Raw genomic sequence first — 26,101 nt, 5'->3', positions numbered from 1 at the left:
CCTGGGCGCCCTGCCGCTTCCATCGATCAGGCTGCGCTTTCGCGCACGGCGTATTCCGCCGCACCGATGGCTTCCGGTGTCCCGATGTGAAGCCAGATGCCTTCCATCTGAACGCCGAAGAGACGCCCGCCCTCAATCGCCTTGTCGAACAGCCGGTTCATCGAGAAAGAGCCTGCGGGCGCGCCTTCGAAGAGCCGTGGATGCAGTATTGCCGCCCCTGCATATGCGAAAGGCGTGACGCCTCTCTCCTGTCTCCGCTGTAGTGTCCCATCCTTGCCGAGCTCAAAGTCACCTCGACCGCCATAGCCAACAGCCTTGACCGTCTCGGCAATGAGCAGAAGCGCATCCATCCGGGTGTCATCCCAGGCGTCAATCATGTGCTCAAGATTGGGCTTCACACCTTCAATCCAATAGGATGTATCAGCATTCAACTGGAAAAACGGCGCGTCTCCCAGCAGCGGGAGCGCCTTCTTGATGCCGCCGCCGGTCTCCAGAAGCTCATCTCTCTCATCGGAAATCTGGATGTCCAGATCGCTCCGTCGGCGTGCATGAACCTCCACGAGATCAGCCAGATAGTGAACATTCACCACGCAGGTCTTCACGCCAGCCTGTACGAGTTTGTCCATGCCATGATCCATCAGGGCCTGGCCATTCACCTCGATCAACGGCTTGGGCGTGGTTGCTGTGATCGGACGCATGCGCTTGCCGATCCCCGCAGCCAGGATCATTGCCTTTTCAGGACGGAAGGTCGTCGCGGTCATTACCTGTTCCGAATCTTTTTGCCCCGAGAATTCAGGGCCTGTTTCTGTCATACCAAAGCTTGAGATCAGACAGAACCGGATGATCGAGCGCTCGATCAAGATAAGCATTCATGCGTGGCAAATGCGCAAGATACACCGGCTTGTGATCCCGCCGGGCCAAGCGCACGAAAATCCCGAGGATCTTTGTCACCCGCTGGGCAGCCATCACCGCATATGCCGCCTTGAAGGCGACCCCGTCAAACGTCAGGTTCTGCTTTTTCCTTGTCTCTACATAGGTCTCGAACAGAGCTGCTTCCAGATCCTCCGGAACCTCGACACGCGCATCCAGCAGCAAGGACGCAACGTCATAGGCAACCGGGCCGATCACCGCGTCCTGAAAATCAATCAAGGCAAGCCGGTCTAGGCCCTGGCGGTCTTCGCGCCAGAGAAGGTTCGGCGAATGATAGTCGCGCAGGACCCAGCCTTTCTGGGCGTCGGCAATATTGTCCAGCGCTGCCGACCAGAGCTCATGAAACTCTTGCCTTAACGCCTCAGGAGCTGCAGTTCCGGTCATTTCCGGCACATACCAATCCAGAAAAAGGTCTGCCTCGGCCAGCATCGCCGCGCGCGAGAAGTCCGGAACCTCGTAGGTCGAGCCATCACCGAGCGCGATCTCGCGCGGCCAGTTCTCGCCATGCATCCTGGCAAGGAGCTCCGTTGCCGCTTTGTAGCGCTCCGGATGTGGTCTGCCGTCGGCGAGAACACCCTCATCGCCGAGGTCCTCGATCAACAGCAATCCCTGACCCGTTTGCGAGGCATAGATTTCAGGAGCACCATAGCCGCGCCGATGCAGCTCGGAGCCAACGGCAACGAAAGGTGTCACATCCTGCGCCAGATGAACGATCTGGCTGTAGCTCAGCTCAGCGCCAAGCTCCTGCTCGGAGTAAAGAGCCGGAGAATTCATCAGGATGGCCGTCCGACCGTCCTTCTTGACCCGCTCATAGCTGCGCGCGGAAGCATCGCCCTTCAAATGGCGGCGCTCACAACCCGGCCAACCGGCTTCATTCAGAAATTTCCGGATCTCGCGTGAACGTTCCAGCCGCACACCAAAGTCCGTATCCTCAAAACGGAATATGGCCTTGCGGCCTTCTTCCTCTTCGCCATCAAGCCGCAACCAGACGCGATTTGACGGCAGAAGCTCACCGCCGAGTTCGGGCCATTCAACCAGAGCAGCGCCTGTTTCCAGAAGCTCGTCGAGACCCAGTTCGTCCAGTTCTTCCGGGTCTTCCAGGCGATACAGATCGAAATGCGAGACCGCGAACCTTGCAAGCTCATAAGTCTGGACGAGCGTGAACGTCGGGCTCGGAACCTCCAGATCAGGGTCGTCGGCCAGCGCCCTCAGGAGCGCCCGAGCCAACGTCGACTTGCCCGCTCCCAAATCACCGGCAAGGCACATCAGATCACCAGGATGCAATATGGCGGCGAGATCTTCCGCCAGGCTGACCGTTTCCGCCTCGCTGGCGAGTTCGATGCTCAAGTCAGGATGGGCAATCGGGCGCAGGTCCTTGGCGGACATCGCAGCTCCAGTTTCTATTCGGCGGCAATGCGGCCGGTCGCCTTGGGTGAGGCCGGGAATGTACAGGTAACAATCGTTCCGCGGCCCTCGGACGATTCAATCTCGACCTTGCCGCCATGGAGTTCCACGAAACTCTTGACGATGGCAAGACCCAGCCCCGCGCCCTGGCGCCGAGAACCGGCATCGTGACCAACGAAGCGGTTGAACACCTGTGTGATCACATCAGCCGGAATGCCACAACCATTGTCCTCGACAACAAAGATGACCTTTTCATCTTCACGGTTGCACGTGACCCTGATCGTGCCTTCTTCGTCGGAGTAGCGTACGGCGTTTGAAATGAGGTTGAACAGGACCTGGCGAAGGCGCTTTTCGTCCGCAAACATCGTGCCGATATCGGCGGGAACGTCCGTCTGGAGCGAGATCCGCGCTTCCGCAATTCGGTCCTTCAGGCCTTCGATGGCCGCATCCACCGTAGCGGCGACGTTCACCTCGGAGATGTCGAGCTGCATGATGCCCGCGTCAAGGGTCGCAAGATCGAGAATGTCGTCGATGATCAGCAGAAGCTCAGCGGATGAGGAACGGATGTAGGCGGCGTACTCACCCTGTTTGGCAGATAGTTCGCCAAACTTCGGATTGGACAGGAGTTGTGCAAAGCCGATGATGTTGGTCAGTGGGGAGCGCAGCTCGTAGGACACATGCTGAATGAAGGCATTCTTCAGCTGATCGGTTTGCTCAAGCGCTTCATTCTTCTCGACCAGCGCCCGTTCCACGTTGACGCTGTCGGTCACATCGACAAACGTCACCAGCGTGCCGCCGTCCGGCAGCGGCACCGTGGCATAGTCAAGAACCGTGCCGTCGTGACGCTCCATGCGGCTGGCAGCTTGCATGCGGTTGTCGACGAGGCCCGTGACGCTGCCCGAAAGCTGTTCCCAGGCGACGCGCTCGTCTTCGACAAGAGCACAGGCTTCGACCACGTCATTGACGTGCGGCACACCTTCAAGCTGGTCTTCGCGCAGGCCCCAGATGCGGCCGAAGGCCGGGTTCCAGAGGCGCAGACGGCCATCTGAACCGAACACGGCGACCGCCTCGGAGAGATTGTCGAGGGTTTCACCCTGAACGCGGGTGAGCGCGTTGTAGCGGCTCTCCAGATCCAGCTGTTCCGTGACATTTTCGTAGATGTAGGTGACGCCGCCGTGGGGATGCGGGTTGGCAATGACACGAAGGGTGCGCCCATCGGGCAGATGCCACCAGCTTTCGCGCGCCTCGAGAGACTGGTAGCTCTCCTGCATCTTCTTGCGCCAGCCACGATAGTCAGCCTGCTCGGGAATTTTGCGCGCCGCACGAAGGGCGTCCAGAAGTGCGCCGTCCTCGGGGTGGCTTTCGAGAAAGCCCGGATCGAGATCCCAGAGTTGACGGAACGCAGCATTGTAAAATTGAAGCTTGCGCTCGCCACTGAAGATCGCAACCGCTGTTTGAAGCTGATCAAGCGTCCGGCCGTGAAACTCCTCAGCGCGGTCGAGTTCCTTGCGGACCTGCTCCAACTCGCTGCTGTCGACGGCAACGCCAGCATTGCCGACATTAGACGACACGTCGGTGACCTCGAAAATCCGCCGCTCGCCGGCTGCCACGATCGGCATGCGGGAGCGAAAGCAGCCATCCTCATCGCGATCACGCATCATCGCGTCGCGCGCGGCGGCATCAAGGAACGCAGCTCCGTCGCGAATGGCAGACGCAGCATCAGCAGCTTCAACAGCCTGGGCGTAGGCCTTGTTTGCCCAGATCACCGTACCTTCCGCATCCCGCTGCCATGCCGGCGCGGGCATCGCGTTCAGCAGAGCATGCAGCATATGCAGTTCGCCGGATATCCGGGCGTTGCGCGCCGCCAGCTCGGCCTGCATCTGGCGTTCGCCAGTGAGATCGCGCAAACGCAGGACAACCGCGCCACCCGTAGTGCGACCTGCCGCCTCGACATAAGAACCGACACCTGTCTTAAGCGTGGTCGAGAAGGCTTCGCCGGTCTTGAAAAGCGTATCAAGGCTGCGCTCCAGATCCGATGCGCATTTGGCAGAGAGCCATGACCCAAAGGCAAGCAACTGGGCCGGAGCACGCGGCACGCCGGACGCTTCAGACAGAACGCCCCAGACCTGAGGCACCGCGCCATTTCCAGTCCAGACGATGACACGCTGCTCATCCGTATTGAGCATCGTCTCCAGGCGATCAAGTTTCAGATTGAGGTCGCCATTTTCGCGCGTCAGGCGTTCGGCAATGCGTGCAGACTGGCGTTGCTGGCGAACGAAGGCGATTGCGGCCGTCACAGCAAAAGCGCAGACGCCACCAAGGGCTCCCAGCCAGACCATGCTGTCAGGGTTGATCCCCTGCTGCGAAATCTCGAGAAGTTCGGCAGATTTGGAAGGGACCCTGCTGATCATCAAGGCAGCAAAACTGACGCTGGTCAGCTTTACTGTTGCCCGAATCCTTTCTCGCCACGTCGCGCCATTACGCGCGCCGTCAAAGCCGATAACCGGCATTTCATGATCCCCTTACGCCGCCTGCATCCCCGGGTGCCCGGTTCAAATCAGAAGCTTGAGCCTCTTGGCTACTGATTCGCTAAAACCATAACCTTTTTGGGAATCGCGAAGAAGAGTCTCTTGATGAAAAGTTAACGGGATCCCTCGAATTGAAGAATCCCGTTAACACTTTTCGCAGGGACGTTTTCCGGTCCGATTCTACATGTAGTAGATCGAGTTGGGAAAAATCAGTATTTGTAGTGCTCAGCCTTAAACGGACCTGTCTTGTTAATCCCCAGATATTGGGACTGCTCATCAGACAGCTCGGTCAGGGTGACGTTAAGCTTCTCGAGGTGCAGGCGCGCAACCTTTTCGTCGAGGTGCTTCGGCAGAACGTAGACTTCGTTCTTGTAGTTTTCGCCCTTGCTCCAGAGCTCGATCTGCGCAAGCACCTGGTTGGTGAAGCTTGCGGACATAACGAAGCTCGGGTGACCGGTCGCGTTGCCCAGGTTCACCAGACGGCCCTGGGAGAGCAGGATCATGCGCTTGCCATCCGGGAACTCATACATGTCGACCTGGTCCTTGACCGGGCGCAGTTTGGTGTTTTTCAGGGCAGCGACCTGGATCTCATTGTCGAAGTGGCCGATGTTGCAGACGATGGCCATGTCCTTCATCCCCTTCATGTGTTCGAAGGTGATGATGTCCTTGTTACCGGTTGCGGTGACATAGATGTCGCCTTCCGGAAGCGCCTGTTCGATAGTCTTGACTTCATAGCCGTCCATGGACGCCTGCAGAGCACAGATCGGATCGATCTCGGTGACGATGACGCGCGCGCCAGCACCAGCCAGAGACTGGGCAGAGCCCTTGCCGACATCGCCGTAGCCACAGACAACTGCAACCTTGCCGGACATCATGACGTCGGTGCCGCGGCGGATGCCATCGACCAGGGATTCACGGCAGCCGTAACGGTTGTCGAACTTCGACTTGGTGACGCTGTCGTTGACGTTGATCGCCGGGAATGGCAGCTGACCGCCCTTCTGCATTTCGTAAAGACGCAGAACTCCGGTGGTGGTTTCTTCGGAAACGCCCTTGATGAGGCTCTTCTGCTTGGTGAACCAACCCGGGTTCGCCGCCATGCGCTTCTTGATCTGCGCGAAGAGAACTTCCTCTTCTTCAGATCCCGGATTGTCGAGAAGGCCGGTTTCACCGGCTTCAACGCGCGCACCGATGAGGATGTACATGGTGGCGTCGCCGCCATCATCCAGGATCATGTTGGCGCCGTCGTCGAAGTCAAAAATCTTGTCAGCGTAGTCCCAGTATTCTTCCAGGGTTTCGCCCTTGACGGCAAAAACCGGAACTCCGGAAGCAGCGATCGCAGCTGCCGCCTGATCCTGGGTCGAATAGATGTTGCAGGACGCCCAGCGTACTTCCGCGCCGAGAGCGACAAGCGTCTCGATCAGAACGGCGGTCTGGATCGTCATGTGCAGGGAACCGGCAATGCGGGCGCCCTTCAGCGGCTTGCTTTCACCGAACTCTGCGCGGCAAGCCATCAGGCCCGGCATTTCGTGTTCAGCAATTTCGATTTCGGTCCGGCCCCAATCGGCGAGCCCGATGTCCTTGACGATATAGTCGTTCATGAAAACGTCCTGAGTGCTTCGCCTTGCGCCTCGCAAGGCCAGATGATGGGGATACGCTCACAAGGATCGCAGCCGCCTCCTGGAGACAGCGCGCCTCCCATTCGTAACAGCGCGTGTTATAGCGCGCAGGTGACACTCTATCAATAAAAGATATAAAGATTTCTTTATATCAACTCTCCAATTTTCAAACATCCGCTGGCCAAGTCTTCGGAATCAGCTCTTCCGCTCACTTCAGCAAAGCCGCCGGGAACAGTCCGAAGCCAACGGACTGATCGTAAAGGAGCAGAGCAACTGAGGTTGCGACAGCCCAAAGAACACTGGCGAGCGAGCCAATCAGGAAATATTCGGCGTTCAACTTGGCATCCAGTTCCTGATACCGCGCAACCGTCTTGAGCGCGATGACCGCCACCAGGACCTCCCACTTCCCCAAGACGAGACCCGTCACGATGAGCAGACGCTCCAGAACGCCAATGACACGCCCCGCCTTGAGCTCTCGTATTTCCGCGTCCGCTTGGCCGTCAGATGCTTGGGGTCGGGCCGCTGAAATTGCGGCAGGCGGCGTGACAGCCGTCTGACCTTCCCGAGTGGCATGCGGTGGCGTCTTGGGGGGCGGCACCAGCTCATCAACGGCTCTGTCGATGACCCATTTGGTAAAGCAATTTCCAATGATCCAGAGCAATGGAACGAAAAGGGCGTATCCAACACCGATCAGGACCGCATCTGATGTGATCATAAGCCTTGCCTCTCTGGAGCCCCACCGCCCTCCCCTTTGAGGAATGACCTTATCGCTTGGAGTTGACGGTCGTATAAACTGAAGCCTGCCAGTCCCAGCACGTTGTAGACTGTGCGCGCGCTGACATTATGGCGCGCAGCAATGTCTTTAACGCTTTCGCCGTCAAGAACCCGGGAGATCAGATAGGCACGTTGCGTGGACGTCCAGCTTTCCTCGATATCGGTCATCGCAGCGCCAATTACCTCCAGGAGCGGAGCACAGCGCTGATCTTCCAGGAAAGAAAACCGGTAGGCGTTCGGGTCTGCCTTGTCCTCAAGGCGGGCGCGCGCCTCCGCCAGACCATCGGCCATCATGTTCCAGGCCCGATCCGGATTGACCGGCGTCTGCAGGTCGACTTGCCCGACCACGAAGCGGCAAAAGATATCCTGTTTCAAGAGCGTCAGACGCATGTCATGGGCGATATCGAAAGCTGATGGAAAATCAGCAGCGAGTCCTTGGAACTCATCTCCCAAAGTGATGGTCAATGGAGAGCGCAGCTGTTTGTTGTACTTTATGTTGATCGTGTCGACCGCAGCATTGAAGTCACGGTGCAACTCCTGGCGAGATTCAGCTTCTTCGCTTGCGACCAAGTCCCCCATGACGGCGATCAAGGGATTCTCCAAATGCGCTTCACTCATGACCGAAGCTCCCATACGCGACACATCGACAAGAACGCCGCGTATCGAAATCAATTCACTTTCTAAAAATGAATCTATAATGATTCAATTTCAAATACTGCATCAAATATGATTCAATTTTACGAATTGATCGGAAAGCGATTCACAGCGTACTTCGCGCCGGAATTCAGTCTCTTTCGCCGAAACCGTCTTCGACCAGCTCGGTAATTGCCGTCATGGCATTGTCTGCGTCGGCACCAGTCACAGCCACATGGATGCAGCAACCGGGGCTTGCCGCCAGCATCATCAGACCCATGATGGAGGTTCCGCCAACCGTCTGACCGTCCTTGGAAACCTTCACGTCCGCGTCGAAGGTCTCGACCAGTTTCACAAGTTTCGCAGAGGCACGCGCATGCAGTCCGCGTTGATTGACGATGGTGAGATCTTTTTCCAGCAAAGCCGTCGTCATCTTCTCAGTCTGCCCTTCAATTCTGACCGGACAGAACCTGGCTTGCGACCGAGATGTACTTCTGGCCTGCCTGCCGCGCTTCGTCGACAGCCTCCGCAAGGGAGCGATCGGAGCGTACGCTGGCCAGCTTGATCAGCATGGGGAGATTGACGCCTGCGACAACCTCGACCGACTTTCCGTCCATCACAGAGATCGCAAGATTGGAAGGCGTGCCGCCGAACATGTCGGTCAACAGGACCACACCATCGCCCGAGTTGGCAGACTCGACAGCTGACAGAATGTCTTGCCGACGCTGTTCCATATCGTCATCTGGACCGATGCAAATCGTTTCAACGTGATCTTGCGGGCCAACCACATGTTCCAGGGCTGACTTGAACTCCTCCGCGAGGCGTCCATGGGTTACGAGTACAAGTCCAATCATGAGCTGCTCGACCTGAATGCCTTTCAAAGATCACTTTCGCGACCGTTACACGTTCGCTGCACTCTCGACAACCGCTTAGCCAGTTGCAAGTAAAATTCCACGCAAAGTCTCACAGGTAGTCAGGCCCGTTGGGGAAAAGCTGTCTCAAGGCCCAGCGCACACGGGAGAGCGCTGCTGCCGGGTTGTCGCTGGCAACCTGCAAGGCCGGAACAGAAATTCCTTCAAGAACCACATCGATCAACGGCTGAGCGGGCAAGCGCTCGATCTCTTTTTCAGGCAGCAGGTCGATCACCATGCGCACGACCGCTTCCGGCTCAAAAGACACCGACTGTAGACCGAGACCTCGCACTTCGATCAGACCTTGCAGAGGTTCTGGCGCCGAAGCAACAAGCTGCGCCCCACGATCTTCCAGACAAGAACGATCGTCACTGACCAGAGCCGAGAAGCTGCCTCGCATTTTCGCCGCCTCGATCATTGTGTCGGCGAGGGCCGACTTCCCGCTGCCGGAAAGCCCCCGGATCAGCACACCATGCGGGCCGATCACAACACAGCCGGCGTGAACCGTCACGCTGCTCATTTCGCGCCACTCGCCGGGAACTCAATCTTGAAACGTGCGCCAACCACTCTGGTTTCGCCGCTTTCCACGTCGGTCTCCTGGCGGTTCTCAGCCTGGATATGACCGCCGTGAGCCTCGATGATTTGCCGCGAAATGGACAAGCCAAGGCCGGAGTTGTTGCCGAAACCCTCACCGTCCGGACGATCCGTGTAGAACCGTTCAAAAATCCGATCGGTGTTCTCGGCGCGAATGCCCGGCCCGTCATCGTCGACCACAACCAATATGTCCTTGCCCTGGCGCGACAGGCTGATCTGCACCGTCCCATCTGCTGCAGAGAATGAGCGGGCATTGTCGAGGAGATTGCTGAAAACCTGACCCAGACGGATGTCGTGTCCAAGCACCTGGTAGGTCTTGTTGCCTGGAGCATCGGAAATCGTCAGCAGTATTTCCGCGCTGTCATCGTCCGCTCGTTGGTTGGTGGCTTCGGCGATGTTGCGCAACAGGACAGCCAGATCGATGGGCTCGGCCTGGGCGCGCGCCAGTTCAGCATCAAGTCTCGAAGCATCTGATATATCGGAGATCAGCCGATCAAGCCGCCGGACGTCATGCTGGATCACTTCCAGAAGCCGCTCACGCGACCGCTCATTCTTCGCCAAAGGCAATGTTTCAACCGCGCTTCTGAGCGATGTCAGAGGGTTTTTCAGCTCATGCGCCACGTCGGCTGCAAATTGCTCGATTGCATCGATCTTATTGTAAAGCGCGTTGGTCATGTCGCGGAAGGCGCGAGCAAGGTGACCAATCTCATCCTGACGATCGGCAAATTCGGGAATTTCCTGCCGCGACGTCGAGCCCTTACGCACCCGCTCAGCCGCTGCAGCCAGCCGACGAACCGGTCCGGCAATTGTGCCCGCAAGCAGGATCGACAAGAGCGTGGTGACAGTCGCCGCCACAAGAAAGACGCGCATGATCGCAATGCGTTCGGCGCGAACGATGGCATCGATGTCGCCGCCCTGGGTCGAGAGCAGCAGCGTACCAAGCACAGCCCTGAAGCGTTGAATTGGAACAGCAACCGAGACGATCAACTCGCCACGCTGAGACACGCGCACCACGCTGGCCGGCGAACCGGCAAGGGCCGCCTCAACTTCCGGATAGGCACGGCCATCTCCGCCGCCAAGCTCCTGATAGACCGGCAGATCACCCCGCCGCAGCCAGAGCTTCATAGACTGCCAGAGCGTGCTCAACATGCCCTCTTCTTCTGCCGTCGGCGGCGGCAGGTCGAACCGAAGTATCTGTGCACTCGAATAAAGATGCCGGGAATCCAGGATCAGGATGCCTTCCGGATCATAAATTCGGGCTCTCGTCTTGGTTGGTGAAATCAACCGCCGGAGAACAGGTCCGACCCGCTCCGGATTGACCGGAAAGTCCAGGGTGTCCAGATCATCCCCGCCCGGCGCAATGCTTTCGCCTGCCTGCAATTGCAGCAACCGCTCGGGATCCACGGTGATCGCCCCGGTGTCGACGGTCGCGGAGGCTGCAATGGCGCCCGAGATGATTTCGCCCTGCGTCAGAAGACTCTGAACACGGGCATCGATCAGCCCGGCGCGAAACTGGTTCAGATAGAGAATGCCGATGACGAGCGCCACGAGACCGACGAGATTGATCGCAACGATCCGCCGGGTCAGCGATGACAGGAAGTAGGTGCCGAAAATCTTGCCGAACCGTGCGAGCAAACGGCGCCGGAGACGCTTGTTGCCAAGCCGACGCAATTGCGAGCGCTCGGGCACGCCGGTCTGTCCGGGCTCCAACCCTTCTGCCATCTCGCGGTCATTTGTCATGCGGCAGGTCTTCAGACCTCCCTGAATCTGTATCCAACACCATAGAGGGTTTCGATCATGTCGAAGTCGTCGTCAACAACCTTGAACTTCTTACGCAGTCTTTTGATGTGGCTGTCGATGGTTCTGTCATCGACATAGACCTGATCATCATAGGCTGCATCCATGAGCGCGTTGCGGCTCTTGACGACGCCGGGGCGTTGAGCCAGGGCGGAGAGGATAAGGAATTCCGTGACTGTCAGCGTGACCGGCTTGTTGTTCCAGGTGCAGGTGTGGCGTTCCTGATCCATCAGCAACTGGCCGCGTTCAAGCAGCTTGTCCGCGTCTTCACGCGGCGCAGATGCATCCTTCGGCTGAGCACGGCGCAGAACGGCTCTCACGCGCTCCACGAGAAGACGCTGGGAGAAGGGTTTGCGGATAAAGTCGTCAGCACCCATCTTGAGCCCGAACAGCTCGTCGATTTCATCATCCTTCGACGTGAGGAAGATCACCGGGATATCACTCGTCTGGCGGAGACGGCGCAACAACTCCATGCCATCCATGCGAGGCATCTTGATATCGAAGATTGCAAGCTCGGGCGGATCGCTCTGAAGCCCATCCAGCGCCGACGTGCCGTCGGTGTAGGTCTGCACTCGATAGCCTTCCGATTCCAGCGCAATAGAAACCGAAGTTAGAATGTTACGGTCGTCGTCGACCAACGCAATAGTCGGCATGAGCGGGTCCAGGGTCCTTTGTAAATCCACCTGTCAGTCTGCATGACAGGCAGCGTTCTCAATTGCTGATCTTAGCCTATGCCTCGGAAAATGCGCGGAAATTAAGGCGCTGTCCATGCGGCATGCCCCGCAGGTGGGCACTTTGCCGCCAAGGTTCCAGTGATGCTGACCAATTTAGCAGGCAATGCGAGAGCATTTCGGTTTCCAGAGGCTTTGGAACTGCCAAACACCACACGAACGCCAGGTTTCGCTTCTTTCGTTTCGAGCTCCAAATCGCAATTAATGAAAGAATTATCGAAATACTTAACGCGCAACAACTAAACCCCCTCAGCATTCGACACGACCAACCGAATAGAAGTTTCAGCAAACTCATTAATTCGACATCCGAATTAATTAACAAATTGACGCATCCTCTATTTAATCGATTGAATATCGAAATCGCTCCTCTGCTCACCTTGTTGGAATTACATCGATCTACTAGGTTCCGACCTCCAACGGATACCTCAGCGTGACATTACGCCGTATCAGTGTTTGGGACCCTCAAGATCACAAGGACCGCGGGATCATGAAAGAAGTAGGTGTTAGGAACGCCGCCAACGGTGTCGAGACTTTCGGACTGAAAGGTCTGTCGTCCGTCTATTGGAACCAAAGCGAGCCAGCACTTTACGAATATGCGATCTCCCGCGGAGAGGCAGAGATCGCCGCCAATGGTCCATTGGTTGCCGACACAGGCATCCACACCGGTCGCTCACCGAAAGACAAGTTCGTTGTTCGCGACGCCCAGACCTCCGAAACGGTCTGGTGGGACAACAATGCGGAGATGAGCCCAGAGCATTTCGGAGTGCTTCTGTCGGACTTTCGCAAGCACGCCGAAGGCATGGAGCTCTTCGTGCAAGACCTTTATGGCGGAGCCGAAAAAGCCAACCAGCTGCCCGTGCGCGTCTACACTGAATACGCGTGGCACTCTTTGTTCATCCGCAACATGCTGTTGCGTCCGGGCGCCGACGAACTGGCGACCTTCGCACCCGACATGACCATCATCGACCTGCCGAGTTTCAAGGCGGATCCGGACCGCCATGGCTCCCGCGGCGAGACGATGATCGCGTGCGACCTGAGCCGCAGAATTGTTCTGATCGCCGGAACATCCTACGCGGGCGAGATGAAGAAGTCGGTCTTCACCTTCCTGAACTACCTGCTTCCGCCGCAAGGCGTTATGTCCATGCATTGCTCCGCGAATGTGGGCGAGGCTGGCGACACAGCTGTCTTCTTCGGCTTGTCGGGTACGGGAAAGACCACCCTTTCGGCCGATCCGTCGCGTACGCTGATCGGCGATGACGAGCACGGCTGGGGCAAGACGGGCATCTTCAACTTCGAAGGCGGCTGCTACGCCAAGACGATCAAGTTGTCAGCCGAGGCAGAGCCCGAGATCTTCTCGACAACGCAGAGGTTCGGCACCGTTCTGGAAAATGTCGTTCTCGACGAGAACCGGGTTCCTGACTTCAATGACGGCTCGAAGACGGAAAACACCCGCGCTGCCTACCCGATCCACTTCATTTCCAACGCCAGCGAGACCGGCACTGCTCCAAAGCCGCAGACCATCATCATGCTGACAGCTGATGCATTCGGGGTGATGCCTCCGATCGCCAAGCTGACGCCGGCAGAGGCAATGTACCACTTCCTGTCGGGCTATACGGCCAAGGTCGCTGGCACCGAAAAGGGTGTCGTCGAGCCGCAGGCGACATTCTCAACCTGCTTTGGCGCACCTTTCATTCCCCGGCACCCATCAGAATATGGCAATCTGCTGCGTGACCTGATTGCCGAACACAATGTCGACTGCTGGCTGGTCAACACGGGCTGGACGGGCGGTGCCTATGGCGTTGGCGAACGCATGCCCATCAAGGCAACCCGATCGCTGTTGCGCGCTGCTCTCGACGGGTCTCTGAAGTCCGCTCAGTTCCGCACGGATGCAAACTTCGGATTTGCTGTGCCAACGAGCGTCGAAGGTGTCGACAGCTCTATCCTCGATCCACGCGGCACATGGGCCGACAAGACAGCCTATGACGTTCAGGCGGCAAAACTTGTCCAGATGTTTATCGACAACTTCGAAACATTCGAAGATCACGTCGACGGGTCTGTGCTGGCAGCGGCCCCTGCCCTGCGTGATGCGGCCGAATAGCCAGGCGACATAACGCTTTGCCCTATCAAATGGCGCACCTGAACCGGGTGCGCCATTTTAATTTGTACGTGAATGTCTTCCTTGCCCGTCAGTTCTGCTTATATTCATCAGGCAATGGAGAGGAGGCCGATGCATGACTTCTGACAGCACGACGACGCCACTGGATATTCTGGCGACCGCAGAAGACTGGAAGGCCTCCGGGCGCAATGTTGCCTTGGCAACCGTTGTCGAGACATGGGGCTCGGCACCAAGACCCGTCGGTTCCCACCTCGTGATCGACGACCAAGGAAACTTCGAAGGATCCGTATCCGGCGGCTGCGTCGAGGGCGCTGTTGTGTCCGAAGCCATCGACGTAATCGATAGCGGAAAGCCGACAGTGCTTGAATTTGGGGTCGCAGATGAAACCGCCTGGCAGGTGGGCCTGTCCTGCGGCGGACGCATTCGCGTCTATGTCGAACCGGTCAGACCTTCCGCCGCCTGAAACTGCCGCCTGCATGAAAGTCTTCTGATGGATTTTTTCCTCCTAACCGCCCTCAACAAGGAACGTTCCGAGCGGCGGGCCGCCATTCTGGTGACGGACATCGACACAGGTGCCCAACGACTAATCCTGCGGAGCGCTGACTATTCTACCGATCCGTTGCAGGAAGAACTCAAACGCCGTTTTCGCTCCGGCAAATCAGGCATGGTTGATCTGGACGGTGGCACCTCGGCCTTTCTGACCGTCAATGTTCCGCCGCCGCGACTCATGATCATCGGTGCCGTTCATATTTCCCAGGCGCTGGTGCCCATGGCCGAAATTGCCGGTTTTGACGTAACTGTGGTTGACCCGCGCACCGCTTTTGCCACCGAAGAGCGTTTTCCTGGTGGAACCCTCAAGGCAGAATGGCCGGAAGATGTTCTCAAGGAGACACCACTCGATCCCTATACCGCCGTTGCCGCCGTCACCCATGATCCCAAGATCGACGACATTCCCCTGATCGAGGCATTGAAGTCCGACTGTTTCTACGTCGGCGCCCTTGGCAGTCGCAAAACCCACGGCAAACGGATTGAGCGGTTCAAGGCGGCCGGCCTCAGCGATGCACAGATCGAGCGTATCGACGCTCCGATTGGCCTTGATATCGGCGCCGCTTCTCCTGCGGAAATTGCTGTTGCCGTTCTGGGCAACGTCATTTTCGCGCTGCGCAAGGAGGCAGATGGCCGCCAATGATCTTTGGCCCCGTCCCGACGCGCGATGCCGTAGGCTGCATTCTCGCGCATAGCACCAAACTGCCGACGGCGACCTACAAGAAGGGGCGTGTGCTGAATGCCCAGGACATTGAAGCCCTGACAGCTGCCGGCATAGAGGAGATCGTGGTCGCGCAGCTTTTGCCAGACGATGTAGGTGAGGATGTTGCCGCCGAGCGTATCGCCACCGCCTGCAACGGCGGCCACCTGTCGTGCGACACGCCCTTCACCGGCCGGGTCAACCTCTATGCGGAAGCTGCAGGGCTGCTGATCGTCGACACATCTGCGATCAATCAGATGAACCGGATCGACCCTGCCATCACCATTGCCACGCTCCCGGCACATGAGAAAGTGGCTGAGGGCCGGATGGTTGCCACCGCAAAGATCATTCCCTTCGCAGTGCCCGGCGACCTCCTTGCTCAAGCGGAGAAAACCATCCGGACCGGGTTGCGAATAGCCCCCTTCCGGAGCCGAAAGGTCGGGCTTGTTGCGACCAAACTCGACCACCTGAAGCCGGCAACCATGGACAAGACCCGGCGGGTTCTCGAGCAACGGCTGAGTGCGAGCAACAGTCAGATTGTTGGCGAGGAGCGGGTTGCACACGCTCCCGAGGCTGTCGCCGCGGCCATGAAGCGCCTGCGGGAAAGTGGTGCCGATCTTCTCGTTCTCTTCGGCGCATCTGCGGTTGTCGATCGGCAAGATGTTCTTCCGCGCGCCATTGAGGTGGCCGGAGGAAGCGTGACGTATTTCGGAATGCCCGTGGATCCGGGCAATCTGCTGCTTCTTGGAGACCATCAGGGCGTGCCGGTGATCGGGGCCCCTGGCTGCGCGCGCAGCCCGAAGGAAAACGGCTTTGACTGGATTCTCGATAGGCTGCTTGCAGACATCGAGGTCCGCCCGGAGGATATTTCCGGGCTTGGCGTAGGAGGTTTGCTGATGGAGATCGGATCACGTCCCCAGCCGCGGGAAAAGACAGAACACAGCAAGACCCCGAAGATCGGTGCCATTGTTCTTGCTGCAGGCAAATCAAGCCGCATGGGAGCGCGCAACAAACTCCTTGAACCAGTCGACGGAATGCCGCTGGTCGCTCATGCTGCCCAAGCGGCCTATGAGGCGGCCCCTGGCCAAACCATTGTCGTTACCGGACATATGGCAAACGAAGTCGCCGAATGTCTCGACGGAATGACTGTCACGCAGGTGCATAATCCCGATTATGCAGACGGGATGGCCGGGTCCATCCGCGCGGGCATCTCGGCGCTCGAACCGGACATCGATGCAGCTGTCATTCTCCTCGGTGATATGCCCGGCATCAACGCCCGGATCATTCAGGACATGATCGCGGCCTATTCTGGCGATTCCTCGACCCTGATCGTGGCGGCAAGTGCCGGTGGCAAAAGGGGTAACCCGGTGCTCTGGGACAAACGTTTTTTCCCGGACCTCATGAAACTGCATGGCGACATAGGCGCACGACATGTCATTGCCGAGAACAGCCACTTGCTCCGTGAGATCGATATCGGCGACGCAGCCCGGATTGATCTGGACACACCCGAAGCACTTGCTTCGTATCGTGAAGCTTCCCAAGCTGTAAACAAATCGTAAATACGATTGAAAAATAACAATAATAAAGACAAATCATCGCAGTTGCGGGAGCGCATCTTAACTACTCAAGTAGTTATGCGCATTTTGCAGGCCTCCCATGTGCGCTTTCGTATTGCATTTTTGTGACGCCAGACTTATCTATCTTTTGCGTTTGCTCTCAGGGCTCATAGGGTCCGGTCATTCATTGTCCCGAGCAGGGCGTACATCCGTTAAACGACACTCGCTGTTCGGATCCAGTTTCTGGATGCTCGAGCGCTTTTGTCGCGTCTAGAGAACTATAAAAGAGGAAATTCCAATGAGTGACTTGAGCCTCCCGCGTCCCGGTTGCTGCAAATGGGCTGAAGGCGATGCCGGCAACTATACCTTTCCGTGCTCGAACCGCGTTGAGCCAGGTGTCTCCTATTGCGAAGACCACCGTTCGATCGTCTACATTCCGCCGGAAGAACGCCGCCGGAACCGTGGTGGCGGCATGAACACCTCGTTCAAGCGCATCGCTGCCTGATCAGTTGCAACACACGCAACCTTGAACTTTCAAACCCGGCTCCGGCCGGGTTTTTTCTTGCCCGAATGCACAAACAAAAAACGCGGCCCGAGGGCCGCGTTTTCAAGTCCCTCAAAGAGAGGGAAACATTTATCAGCCGGATCAGGCGGCCTTGAGAGCCTCGGCAACGTCGCGCAGGTGAGAGAGCGCCTGCTCTGCCTTCTGCTTCGCATCGTCGCCCTTGGCATCAGCAACATCTTCTTCAGCGTTCTTGATCTGGACAGCCAGATCATCGGCACTGATTTCAGACACTGGCGTTGCCTGCTCGGCAAGGATGGTCAGACCCGTATTCGCAACATCGGCAAAACCGCCGCGTACGAAATATTCGTCGAACGCGCCACCTTCCTTGCGGACTTTCAGGATGCCCGGCTTGATGGTGGACATGAACGGGCTGTGGTTCTTCAGAACGCCAAACTCGCCTTCGGTTCCCGGTACAACGACCTCAAGAACCTGTTCGGACAGGAGCTGGCGCTCCGGCGAGACCAACTCGAACTGGAATAAGTCAGCCATTTGGCGTCTTCCTTGTCAGTCTTGTTTAGTCGACAGCCAAAACGGCCATCAAAGCGGCTGAACCGGACGCAGTGTCTGCGCCCGGTCCAAAAGAATGTTAGGCAGCTTCCGCAGCCAGCTTCTGAGCCTTTTCGATCGCTTCGTCCATAGAGCCGACCATGTAGAAGGCAGCTTCCGGAAGATGATCGTACTCGCCGTCGACGAGGCCCTTGAAGCCCTTGATGGTGTCTTCCAGAGCAACGAGCTTGCCCGGAGAACCGGTGAAGACTTCAGCAACGAAGAACGGCTGGGACAGGAAGCGCTCGATCTTACGAGCACGTGCCACCGTCAGCTTATCTTCTTCAGACAGTTCGTCCATGCCAAGGATGGCGATGATGTCCTGAAGAGCCTTGTAGCGCTGCAGGGTCACCTGAACCGCACGAGCCGTCTCGTAGTGTTCTTCGCCGATGATGTTGGCGCTGAGCATACGGGACGTGGAGTCGAGCGGATCCACAGCCGGGTAGATGCCCTTTTCCGCGATCGAGCGGTTCAGAACCGTCGTTGCATCCAAGTGAGCAAAGGTCGAAGCAGGTGCCGGGTCGGTCAAGTCATCGGCAGGCACGTAAACGGCCTGAACAGATGTGATCGAGCCCTTGTGCGTGGTCGTGATCCGCTCCTGCATGCCGCCCATGTCGGTGGCAAGTGTCGGCTGATAGCCCACAGCAGACGGGATACGGCCGAGAAGTGCGGACACTTCGGAGCCAGCCTGGGTAAAGCGGAAGATGTTGTCCACGAAGAACAGAACGTCCTGGCCCTTGTCGCGGAAATCTTCAGCGATGGTCAGACCGGTCAGTGCAACACGGGCACGGGCTCCGGGAGGCTCGTTCATCTGGCCGTAAACCAGGGCTGCCTTGGAGCCTTCTCCGCCGCCTTCCTTGTTCACGCCGGATTCGATCATTTCCCAGTAAAGATCGTTACCTTCACGGGTCCGCTCGCCAACACCGGCGAAAACGGAGTAACCGCCGTGCGCCTTAGCGATGTTGTTGATCAGTTCCATGATGAGAACGGTCTTGCCAACGCCGGCGCCGCCGAACAGGCCGATCTTACCACCCTTGGCGTAAGGCGCGAGAAGGTCAACGACCTTGATGCCCGTCACCAGGATTTCAGCTTCGGTGGACTGCTCGATGAATTCCGGAGCTTCCTGGTGGATCGCACGCTTTGCGTCGTGCTTGATCTCGCCGCCTTCATCCACCGGCTCACCGATCACGTTCATGATCCGGCCCAGGGTGCCATCGCCAACCGGAACCTCAATAGCTGAGCCCGTGTCGACAACTTCCTGGCCGCGAACCAGACCCTCGGTGGAGTCCATCGCGATGGTGCGTACCGTGTTTTCGCCCAGGTGCTGAGCAACTTCGAGCACAAGACGTGTGCCCTGGTTGTCTGCTTCAAGAGCGTTCAGGATCAGCGGCAGGTGGTCATCGAACTTGACGTCGACAACGGCGCCGATGACCTGGGTGATCCGTCCGACTTTTTTGTCAGCCATATCCCTAATCCTCGATCCGATCAGAGCGCTTCAGCGCCCGAGATAATTTCAATCAGTTCCGTCGTGATCTGTGCCTGGCGCTGACGGTTATAGCTGATCGTCAGTTTGTCGATCATATCGCCAGCGTTGCGTGTCGCGTTGTCCATCGCGGACATACGCGCACCCTGCTCCGAAGCTGCGTTTTCAAGCAGCGCCCGGAAGACCTGAACGGAGATGTTGCGCGGAAGCAGATCCTCAAGGATCTCTGCTTCATCAGGCTCATACTCATAGACAGCTGCGGCTCCGTCATCGTCGCCGGCAGCTTCTGTCGGCAGGTCTGCCGGGATCAGCTGCTGAGCAGTCGGAACCTGCGCAATCACAGATTCGAACTTGGAGTAGAACAGTGTGCAGATATCGAATTCACCGTCGGCATACATCGACAGCAACTCTGCGCCGATCTCATCCGCATTGGAGAATGCAACATTCTTCACACCGCGCAGCTCAATCGTCTTGATAACGTATTGGCCAAGCTCGCGCTTGATGGCATCAAAACCCTTCTTGCCGACGCAGAGGATTTTCACCGTCTTGCCTTCAGCAATGAGGCTGCGCGCCTTGTCGCGTGCGAGCTTTGCAATGTTCGTGTTGAAGCCGCCGCAAAGACCGCGCTCCGCTGTGGCAACAACCAGGAGATGGACCTGATCATTGCCTGTACCGGACATCAGCTTCGGGGCGTCATCGCGGCCTTCAAAAGCAACCGCAAGGTTGGCAAGCACCTGCTCCATGCGTTCCGCATAGGGCCGTGCAGCCTCCGCAGCTTCCTGAGCACGACGCAGCTTCGCCGCGGCCACCATTTGCATGGCCTTGGTGATTTTCTGCGTCGCCTTCACGGAAGCGATGCGGTTTCGTAAGTCCTTCAGGCTCGGCATGGCCGCCCCTGCTCCTTATCCCGGTTGCGTGATCAGGCGAAGTTCTTGGCGAACGCGTCGAGCGCAGCCTTGAGCTTTTCTGTCAGATCAGCGTCAAGCGCCTTCTTTTCCCAGATCGCATCCAGGAGTTCCTTGTGGTCGCCACGCATGAAGAGTAGCAGGCCTCCTTCGAAGTCACCGACACGATCAACCGGAATGTTATCGAGGTAGCCGTTCACGCCAGCGTAAATGACCGCGACCTGTTCTTCCGTCTTGAGCGGCGAGAACTGAGGCTGCTTCAACAGCTCAGTCAGACGCGCACCACGGTTCAGCAGGCGCTGGGTCGTGGCATCAAGGTCGGAGCCGAACTGGGCGAAAGCGGCCATTTCACGATACTGGGCAAGTTCACCCTTAATCGGACCAGCAACCTGCTTCATCGCCTTGATCTGAGCGGAAGATCCCACGCGGGAAACCGAGAGACCAACGTTCACAGCCGGGCGGATGCCCTGGTAGAACAGATCGGTTTCAAGGAAGATCTGACCGTCGGTGATCGAGATCACGTTGGTCGGAATAAACGCGGAAACGTCGTTGCCCTGGGTTTCAATGACCGGCAGAGCGGTCAGGGAACCGGAGCCATTGTCTTCGTTCAGCTTCGCCGCACGCTCGAGCAGACGGGAGTGAAGGTAGAAAACGTCACCAGGGAAAGCTTCACGCCCTGGCGGACGACGAAGCAGCAGGGACATCTGACGGTAGGCCACAGCCTGTTTGGTCAGATCGTCATAACCGATCACGGCATGCATGGAGTTGTCGCGGAAGAACTCGCCCATCGCACAGCCGGCAAACGGCGCAAGGAACTGCAGCGGCGCTGCGTCCGATGCGGTTGCGGCGATGACGATGGAGTATTCCAGCGCGCCAGCATCTTCCAGGGTCTTCACGAACTGAGCGACCGTGGAGCGCTTCTGACCGACAGCAACGTAGATGCAGTACAACTTTGCATCTTCGTCGTCGCCTGCATGCAGAGGCTTCTGGTTCAGGAAGGTGTCGAGGATGATCGCGGTCTTACCGGTCTGACGGTCACCAATGACAAGCTCACGCTGGCCACGGCCAACCGGGATCAGCGCATCAATTGCCTTGAGGCCGGTCTGCATCGGCTCGTGAACAGACTTACGCGGCAGAATGCCGGGAGCCTTGACGTCCACGCGACGCTTTTCAGTTGCCTCGATAGGACCCTTGCCGTCCAGCGGGTTGCCGAGCGGATCGACAACGCGGCCAAGCAGAGCCTTACCAACCGGAACTTCAACGATTGCGCCGGTCCGCTTGACCGTGTCGCCTTCTTTGATGCCGCGGTCAGAACCGAAGATAACGACACCAACGTTGTCGCTTTCCAGGTTCAGAGCCATGCCCCGGACACCGCCCGGGAACTCGACCATTTCACCAGCCTGAACCTTGTCCAGACCATACACACGAGCAATACCGTCACCGACGGACAGCACCTGACCAACTTCAGAAACTTCGGCTTCCTGGCCGAAGCTCTTGATCTGGTCCTTGAGGATAGCGGAAATTTCCGCGGCCCGAATATCCATCAGCCGACCTCTTTCATCGCGAACTTGAGGGAATTGAGTTTGGTACGCAGCGACGTATCGATCATGCGGGAGCCGACCTTGACCACAAGGCCACCGATCAGAGCAGGATCAACCTTCGCCGAGATATTTACGGACTTGCCCGAAGACGCCGAAAGCGCCTCTTTCAGGGCAGTAACCTGATCATCGGACAGCTCAGCTGCCGAAACGACCTCCGCCGTTTCCTCGCCACGCTTTTCAGCAAGCAGGACCCGGAAGGCCTTGATCATGTCAGGAAGCACGAAGAGGCGCCGATTACGGGCTGCCAGCTTCACGAAGTTACCGGCAAGGCCAGAGATCTGAGCCTTGTCGAGAAGTGCCGTGAGCGCATTGAGCTGCTCTTCAGCACTGAAAGCGGGGCTTTTTACGAGGCGGTCGAGATCAGGGCTTTCCGCGAGGAAGCCCTCGAAGTTGCCAAGATCGCGCTCCACATCGGCGGTCACACCAGTTTCCTCGGCCAAGTCGAGGAGGGCGGACGCATAACGCTTAGCCACGCCGGATACGAGAGATACGTTGTCAGTCACCAGGTCCGAGCTCTCTGACGCATTCCGAAGCCCTGCAAACCAGTATTGGAAGCAAGCCTTTGGAATAATTAGTGAATTCAGGGTCACAAGGTGATACGGCAGAACCGTTCCCCCTAAGCCGCGCCTCAATTAGCACAGGGTTTCGGCGTGTGCAACTTCGCCAAAAGGCGGTTCTTGCGGATTCCGTAGTGTTTTTTGCCAATGACACCCAAAAACCCAAGCCATTCAATGTTTAACCGGCTAGGCCTTCTTTCGTATCGGTAGGCCGCAAGCAGTCGGACTCGCAGGTCTCAAACGACGGCAGACATGGAGCTCCTTGCCATCCTCAACCTGTCTCTGTGGCACCAAGCCTTGTGTGGCGGAGAGAAACGGGAAGGGATGTAGTGCTCACAAAAAATGCTGCGGATCGATGTCGACCTGGACCCTGAGCCCCTTCGTCGCCTTGGGCACATTGGCCAGCCAATGCCTGATATAGCCCTGAAGGTCGAACTGGCGAGGCGCGATCATAAGCAGGCGAAAGCGATAGCGGCCTCGCACCATTGCCAGTGCAGCCTCCGCAGGACCCAAGAGCGTGACCGCCCCCTCGTTGGGCGCAGCACGAACCAGCGCACGGGCGTATCCTTCAGCTGCCATTTTGTCCGGCCCGGAGATGACAAGGGCCGCAAGACGGCCGAAAGGCGGCAATCCGGCAGCCCTGCGCGCCTCGATTTCCGCGGCATAGAAAGCGTCCCGGTCCTGAGACATCAAGGCCTTCAGCACAGGATGATCCGGCGAATAGGTTTGCAGGAACCCACGCCCTCCTCCGGTGACGCGCCCGGCGCGACCCGTTACCTGCGCCAGGAGCTGGAAGGTTTTTTCCGCCGCACGGGGATCGCCATGAGCAAGCCCAAGATCAGCATCGATCACCCCCACCAGCTTCATTTTCGGAAAGTTGTGCCCCTTGGCGACAAGCTGTGTTCCGATAACAATATCCGCTCCCCCCTCTTCAACGACCTTCATTTCCCGTCGCAAACGCTCCGGCCCGCCCGGCAAGTCCGACGACAGAATGAGCGTGCGCGCCTGAGGAAATAGGCTTTCTACCTCTTCGGCGATTCTTTCCACACCTGGCCCACAGGCAACGAGAGAATCGGTTGCATTGCAGGATGGGCAGGTCTTGGGAACCGTTTCCGAATGACCGCAATGATGGCAGACCAAACGGTTCTGGAAGCGGTGTTCCACCAACCAGGAACTGCAGTGGGGACACTGGAATCGATGCCCGCAGGTCCGGCAAAGGGTCAAAGGTGCGTATCCGCGTCGGTTCAGAAAGAGAAGCGACTGCCCACCATCGGCAAAGGTCTCCTTCATTGCCTCCAACAGCTCGAGTGCGATCCAACGCCCCCGGTCCGGACCATTTGTGCGCATATCAATGGCGCGAAGTTCAGGCAGAGCTGCACCGGATGCCCGTTCCGGGAGTTCGAACCGGGTGTAGCGCCCGAGGTCGGCATTGACACGACTCTCGACCGAAGGCGTCGCCGAAGCCAGCACCACAGGAAATCGTGACAGGTGCCCCCGCACCACGGCCATGTCGCGCGCGTTGTAGGGAACCCTGTCGTCTTGCTTGAAGGCACCATCATGCTCTTCATCGACGATGATCAGGCCGAGGTCGACGAAGGGCAGGAACAGGGCGGAGCGTGCGCCGATCACGACGCGAACATCCCCATTCGCGACGCCACGCCAGGTCCTGCCCCGCTTTTTCGTTGTGATCTCCGAATGCCATTCGGCAGGATAGGTTCCGAAGCGCTGCTCGAAACGACGCAAGAACTGTTCTGTCAATGCGATCTCAGGCAGCAGAACCAGCGCCTGCTTGCCGCGTCTCAATGCTTCTGCGATGGCCTCAAAATAGACTTCCGTTTTACCCGATCCCGTCACCCCATCGATCAACGATACAGCCGACCCCTTGTCGAAACTTGCGACCAGCCCGTCTGCGGCAACTTGCTGGGCCGGCACGAGCTTTGTCTCGGCAAAATCGACCTGAGGTTTGGGCGACGGCGGCGCGGCGGGCAGCGACACCACTTCCAGCACATCCTGCTGCAACAAGCCGTCGATCACCGAAGAGCTGACACCCGCTGCATGCGCAAGGCCGCTCTTGGTCCAGGCGAGCCCCTCCTGCATGGTATCCAGAACACGTTGACGGGCAGGCGTCATCCGTTCAGGGGCTCGGCCCTCCAACTTCCGCAAGCCCGGAACCGGCGGCTCTTCCTGAAGCGCCTCTTCCGATCTCAAAACCATGCGCAAAACCATGCCCGGCGGTGAAAGCGTCCAGTTCGCCACCCAATCGACAAACCGGCGCAGCTCGTCATCAACCGGCCTGGCATTTTCAAAAACGTGGCTGATCAGCTTCAGCTTTTGGGGATTGATTGCTGCATCCGGCTCACCATCCCAGACGGCGCCGAGCACTTCTCTCGGCCCGAGCGGAACCTTGACGATTGACCCGGGCACGACCGTGACCCCTTGCGGAACCCGATAGGTGTAGGGCCCGGGCACGGCCACCGGCACCAACACACTCGCAATCGTTTCCTTCATCGCCGGATCGTCTTCAAACAGCACGCGCGTCTTCTTTCAAATGCCGGTTGCGGTTTGGCACAAAATGCCGCTCCTCGGACCCCGTGCGGCAAACCCGCAGTTTCCCCGGACAGCCCACCTTGAAATGAGGTACGTACCCCAAAAAGAATCCCGCCAAATCGAATCAGGGGTTCTTCTGAACCTCATCCTACGGTAAAGAGACCGGGATCAGAGATTCAATCGTCGCCCGATTCAACAATTGAAATACGGTCGGCGGCCCGTGCCTTTAACGGGCACACACCAGGGAGCACAAGCCCATGAAGTTTTTCGTCGATACTGCAGAGACCGCCGAGATCCAGGAACTGGCCGCCACCGGCCTGCTTGACGGCGTGACCACCAACCCGTCGCTGATCGCCAAATCCGGCCGCGACTTCAAGGAAGTCATCGCCGAGATCTGCAAGATCACAGATGGTGATGTCTCCGCAGAGGTGGCTGCTACCGACTATGATGGCATGATGAGCGAAGCGGCCGAACTGGTGAAGATCGCCGACAATGTCGTCATCAAACTGCCGCTTACCCTTGAAGGCCTCAAGGCCTGTAAAGCGCTGACGGAAAAGGGCCACAAGACAAATGTGACCCTTTGCTTCTCCGCAAACCAGGCGCTTCTGGCCGCCAAAGCCGGCGCAACCTACGTCTCTCCGTTCATCGGCCGTCTGGACGACATCAACGTTGATGGCATGGAACTGATCCGCGAAATCCGCGTGATCTTCGACAACTACGGTTTCGACACCGAGATTCTTGCCGCCTCCATCCGCACGGCGAATCACGTGAAGGAATGTGCCCTGATAGGGGCTGACGTTGCGACGGTTCCGCCGGCAACGCTCAAAGGCCTGGTCAAGCATCCGCTGACAGACAAGGGCCTGGAAGCCTTCCTGGCCGATTGGGCGAAGACCGGTCAAAAGATCGTCTAACAACCCTCTCCCAAACGATTTCAACGGCCCGGCATTTGTCGGGCCGTTTTTTGTTTGAAGCACCCGAACCAGAGCTTGTTTCGCAGCCCAGACAGATCTATCGTCTGCTTCGGGCCTACGGTGAGGCCGCCGGTCCGCGGAAAGGCCTTC

Annotated in this window: 23 protein-coding genes; 6 read left to right on the top strand and 17 right to left on the bottom strand. The window is 58.0% G+C overall.

What is annotated here, in order from left to right; all coding sequences use genetic code 11:
• Positions 1 to 26 precede the first annotated feature (26 nt).
• From ABJZ52_RS06165 to ABJZ52_RS06115, 11 genes are all read right to left on the bottom strand, one after another.
• Positions 27 to 761 (bottom strand): nucleotidyltransferase family protein, encoded by a 735-nt coding sequence (locus ABJZ52_RS06165; protein WP_348189567.1) that lies wholly within the window; start codon positions 759 to 761, stop codon positions 27 to 29.
• Between the two features lie 31 nt (positions 762 to 792).
• Entirely contained in the window at positions 793 to 2,316 is a 1,524-nt protein-coding gene (gene tsaE / locus ABJZ52_RS06160; RefSeq protein WP_348189568.1) for a tRNA (adenosine(37)-N6)-threonylcarbamoyltransferase complex ATPase subunit type 1 TsaE, read from the bottom strand.
• 14 nt (positions 2,317 to 2,330) lie between these two features.
• Complete coding sequence (locus ABJZ52_RS06155) at positions 2,331 to 4,844, bottom strand: ATP-binding protein (protein WP_348189570.1); 2,514 nt, start codon at positions 4,842 to 4,844, stop codon at positions 2,331 to 2,333.
• A gap of 227 nt (positions 4,845 to 5,071) precedes the next feature.
• Positions 5,072 to 6,460: an adenosylhomocysteinase gene (gene ahcY / locus ABJZ52_RS06150; protein WP_348189572.1), complete on the bottom strand. Its 1,389-nt coding sequence runs from the start codon at positions 6,458 to 6,460 to the stop codon at positions 5,072 to 5,074.
• A gap of 226 nt (positions 6,461 to 6,686) precedes the next feature.
• Entirely contained in the window at positions 6,687 to 7,193 is a 507-nt protein-coding gene (locus ABJZ52_RS06145) for a hypothetical protein (protein ID WP_348189574.1), read from the bottom strand.
• Complete coding sequence (locus ABJZ52_RS06140; RefSeq protein WP_348208819.1) at positions 7,190 to 7,870, bottom strand: SatD family protein; 681 nt, start codon at positions 7,868 to 7,870, stop codon at positions 7,190 to 7,192. Before ABJZ52_RS06140 ends, ABJZ52_RS06145 begins: the two co-directional genes overlap by 4 nt.
• A gap of 166 nt (positions 7,871 to 8,036) precedes the next feature.
• Positions 8,037 to 8,318 (bottom strand): HPr family phosphocarrier protein, encoded by a 282-nt coding sequence (locus ABJZ52_RS06135; protein ID WP_348189578.1) that lies wholly within the window; start codon positions 8,316 to 8,318, stop codon positions 8,037 to 8,039.
• 16 nt (positions 8,319 to 8,334) lie between these two features.
• On the bottom strand, positions 8,335 to 8,739 hold the full coding sequence (locus ABJZ52_RS06130; protein ID WP_153770425.1) for a PTS sugar transporter subunit IIA: 405 nt from the start codon (positions 8,737 to 8,739) through the stop codon (positions 8,335 to 8,337).
• Between the two features lie 109 nt (positions 8,740 to 8,848).
• Positions 8,849 to 9,316 carry an HPr kinase/phosphatase C-terminal domain-containing protein gene (locus ABJZ52_RS06125; protein WP_348189580.1) on the bottom strand — a complete coding sequence of 156 codons (468 nt, stop codon included), beginning with the start codon at positions 9,314 to 9,316 and terminating at the stop codon, positions 8,849 to 8,851.
• Entirely contained in the window at positions 9,313 to 11,130 is a 1,818-nt protein-coding gene (locus ABJZ52_RS06120; protein WP_348189582.1) for a sensor histidine kinase, read from the bottom strand. Before ABJZ52_RS06120 ends, ABJZ52_RS06125 begins: the two co-directional genes overlap by 4 nt.
• A gap of 11 nt (positions 11,131 to 11,141) precedes the next feature.
• Entirely contained in the window at positions 11,142 to 11,840 is a 699-nt protein-coding gene (locus ABJZ52_RS06115) for a response regulator transcription factor (RefSeq protein ID WP_153770422.1), read from the bottom strand.
• Between the two features lie 565 nt (positions 11,841 to 12,405).
• Between ABJZ52_RS06115 and ABJZ52_RS06110 the strand changes: the two genes are divergently transcribed.
• The 5 genes from ABJZ52_RS06110 (at position 12,406) to ABJZ52_RS06090 (ending at position 17,341) form a co-directional block, all read left to right on the top strand.
• Complete coding sequence (locus tag ABJZ52_RS06110; protein ID WP_348189585.1) at positions 12,406 to 14,016, top strand: phosphoenolpyruvate carboxykinase; 1,611 nt, start codon at positions 12,406 to 12,408, stop codon at positions 14,014 to 14,016.
• 133 nt (positions 14,017 to 14,149) lie between these two features.
• Positions 14,150 to 14,497, top strand: coding sequence for an XdhC family protein (locus ABJZ52_RS06105; protein WP_348189587.1), 348 nt, complete (start codon positions 14,150 to 14,152; stop codon positions 14,495 to 14,497).
• Positions 14,498 to 14,524: 27 nt separating this feature from the next.
• Complete coding sequence (locus ABJZ52_RS06100; RefSeq protein WP_348189589.1) at positions 14,525 to 15,223, top strand: XdhC family protein; 699 nt, start codon at positions 14,525 to 14,527, stop codon at positions 15,221 to 15,223.
• Positions 15,220 to 16,839 (top strand): molybdopterin-binding/glycosyltransferase family 2 protein, encoded by a 1,620-nt coding sequence (locus ABJZ52_RS06095; RefSeq protein WP_348189591.1) that lies wholly within the window; start codon positions 15,220 to 15,222, stop codon positions 16,837 to 16,839. Before ABJZ52_RS06100 ends, ABJZ52_RS06095 begins: the two co-directional genes overlap by 4 nt.
• Before the next feature lie 295 nt (positions 16,840 to 17,134).
• Positions 17,135 to 17,341 (top strand): hypothetical protein, encoded by a 207-nt coding sequence (locus ABJZ52_RS06090; RefSeq protein ID WP_348189593.1) that lies wholly within the window; start codon positions 17,135 to 17,137, stop codon positions 17,339 to 17,341.
• Between the two features lie 141 nt (positions 17,342 to 17,482).
• Here ABJZ52_RS06090 and ABJZ52_RS06085 read toward each other — a convergent pair whose 3' ends face one another.
• The 6 genes from ABJZ52_RS06085 to ABJZ52_RS06060 form a co-directional block, all read right to left on the bottom strand.
• Positions 17,483 to 17,890 carry a F0F1 ATP synthase subunit epsilon gene (locus ABJZ52_RS06085; RefSeq protein ID WP_348189595.1) on the bottom strand — a complete coding sequence of 136 codons (408 nt, stop codon included), beginning with the start codon at positions 17,888 to 17,890 and terminating at the stop codon, positions 17,483 to 17,485.
• 97 nt (positions 17,891 to 17,987) lie between these two features.
• Positions 17,988 to 19,421, bottom strand: coding sequence for a F0F1 ATP synthase subunit beta (atpD, locus tag ABJZ52_RS06080; protein WP_348189759.1), 1,434 nt, complete (start codon positions 19,419 to 19,421; stop codon positions 17,988 to 17,990).
• Between the two features lie 11 nt (positions 19,422 to 19,432).
• Complete coding sequence (locus tag ABJZ52_RS06075; protein ID WP_348189597.1) at positions 19,433 to 20,317, bottom strand: F0F1 ATP synthase subunit gamma; 885 nt, start codon at positions 20,315 to 20,317, stop codon at positions 19,433 to 19,435.
• Positions 20,318 to 20,349: 32 nt separating this feature from the next.
• Complete coding sequence (gene atpA, locus ABJZ52_RS06070; RefSeq protein WP_348189599.1) at positions 20,350 to 21,879, bottom strand: F0F1 ATP synthase subunit alpha; 1,530 nt, start codon at positions 21,877 to 21,879, stop codon at positions 20,350 to 20,352.
• Complete coding sequence (locus tag ABJZ52_RS06065) at positions 21,879 to 22,439, bottom strand: F0F1 ATP synthase subunit delta (protein WP_348189601.1); 561 nt, start codon at positions 22,437 to 22,439, stop codon at positions 21,879 to 21,881. The genes atpA and ABJZ52_RS06065 overlap by 1 nt, the downstream gene beginning before the upstream one ends.
• A 387-nt stretch (positions 22,440 to 22,826) precedes the next feature.
• Positions 22,827 to 25,001, bottom strand: coding sequence for a primosomal protein N' (locus tag ABJZ52_RS06060; protein WP_348189761.1), 2,175 nt, complete (start codon positions 24,999 to 25,001; stop codon positions 22,827 to 22,829).
• Between the two features lie 296 nt (positions 25,002 to 25,297).
• Here ABJZ52_RS06060 and fsa point away from each other — a divergent pair, with 296 nt between their 5' ends.
• Entirely contained in the window at positions 25,298 to 25,951 is a 654-nt protein-coding gene (fsa, locus tag ABJZ52_RS06055) for a fructose-6-phosphate aldolase (protein ID WP_153770408.1), read from the top strand.
• Positions 25,952 to 26,101 lie beyond the last annotated feature (150 nt).

This window comes from Roseibium sp., from assembly GCF_039982295.1.
Classification (GTDB): Bacteria; Pseudomonadota; Alphaproteobacteria; order Rhizobiales; family Stappiaceae; genus Roseibium.
This window is presented reverse-complemented; position numbering and strand designations above follow the sequence as displayed.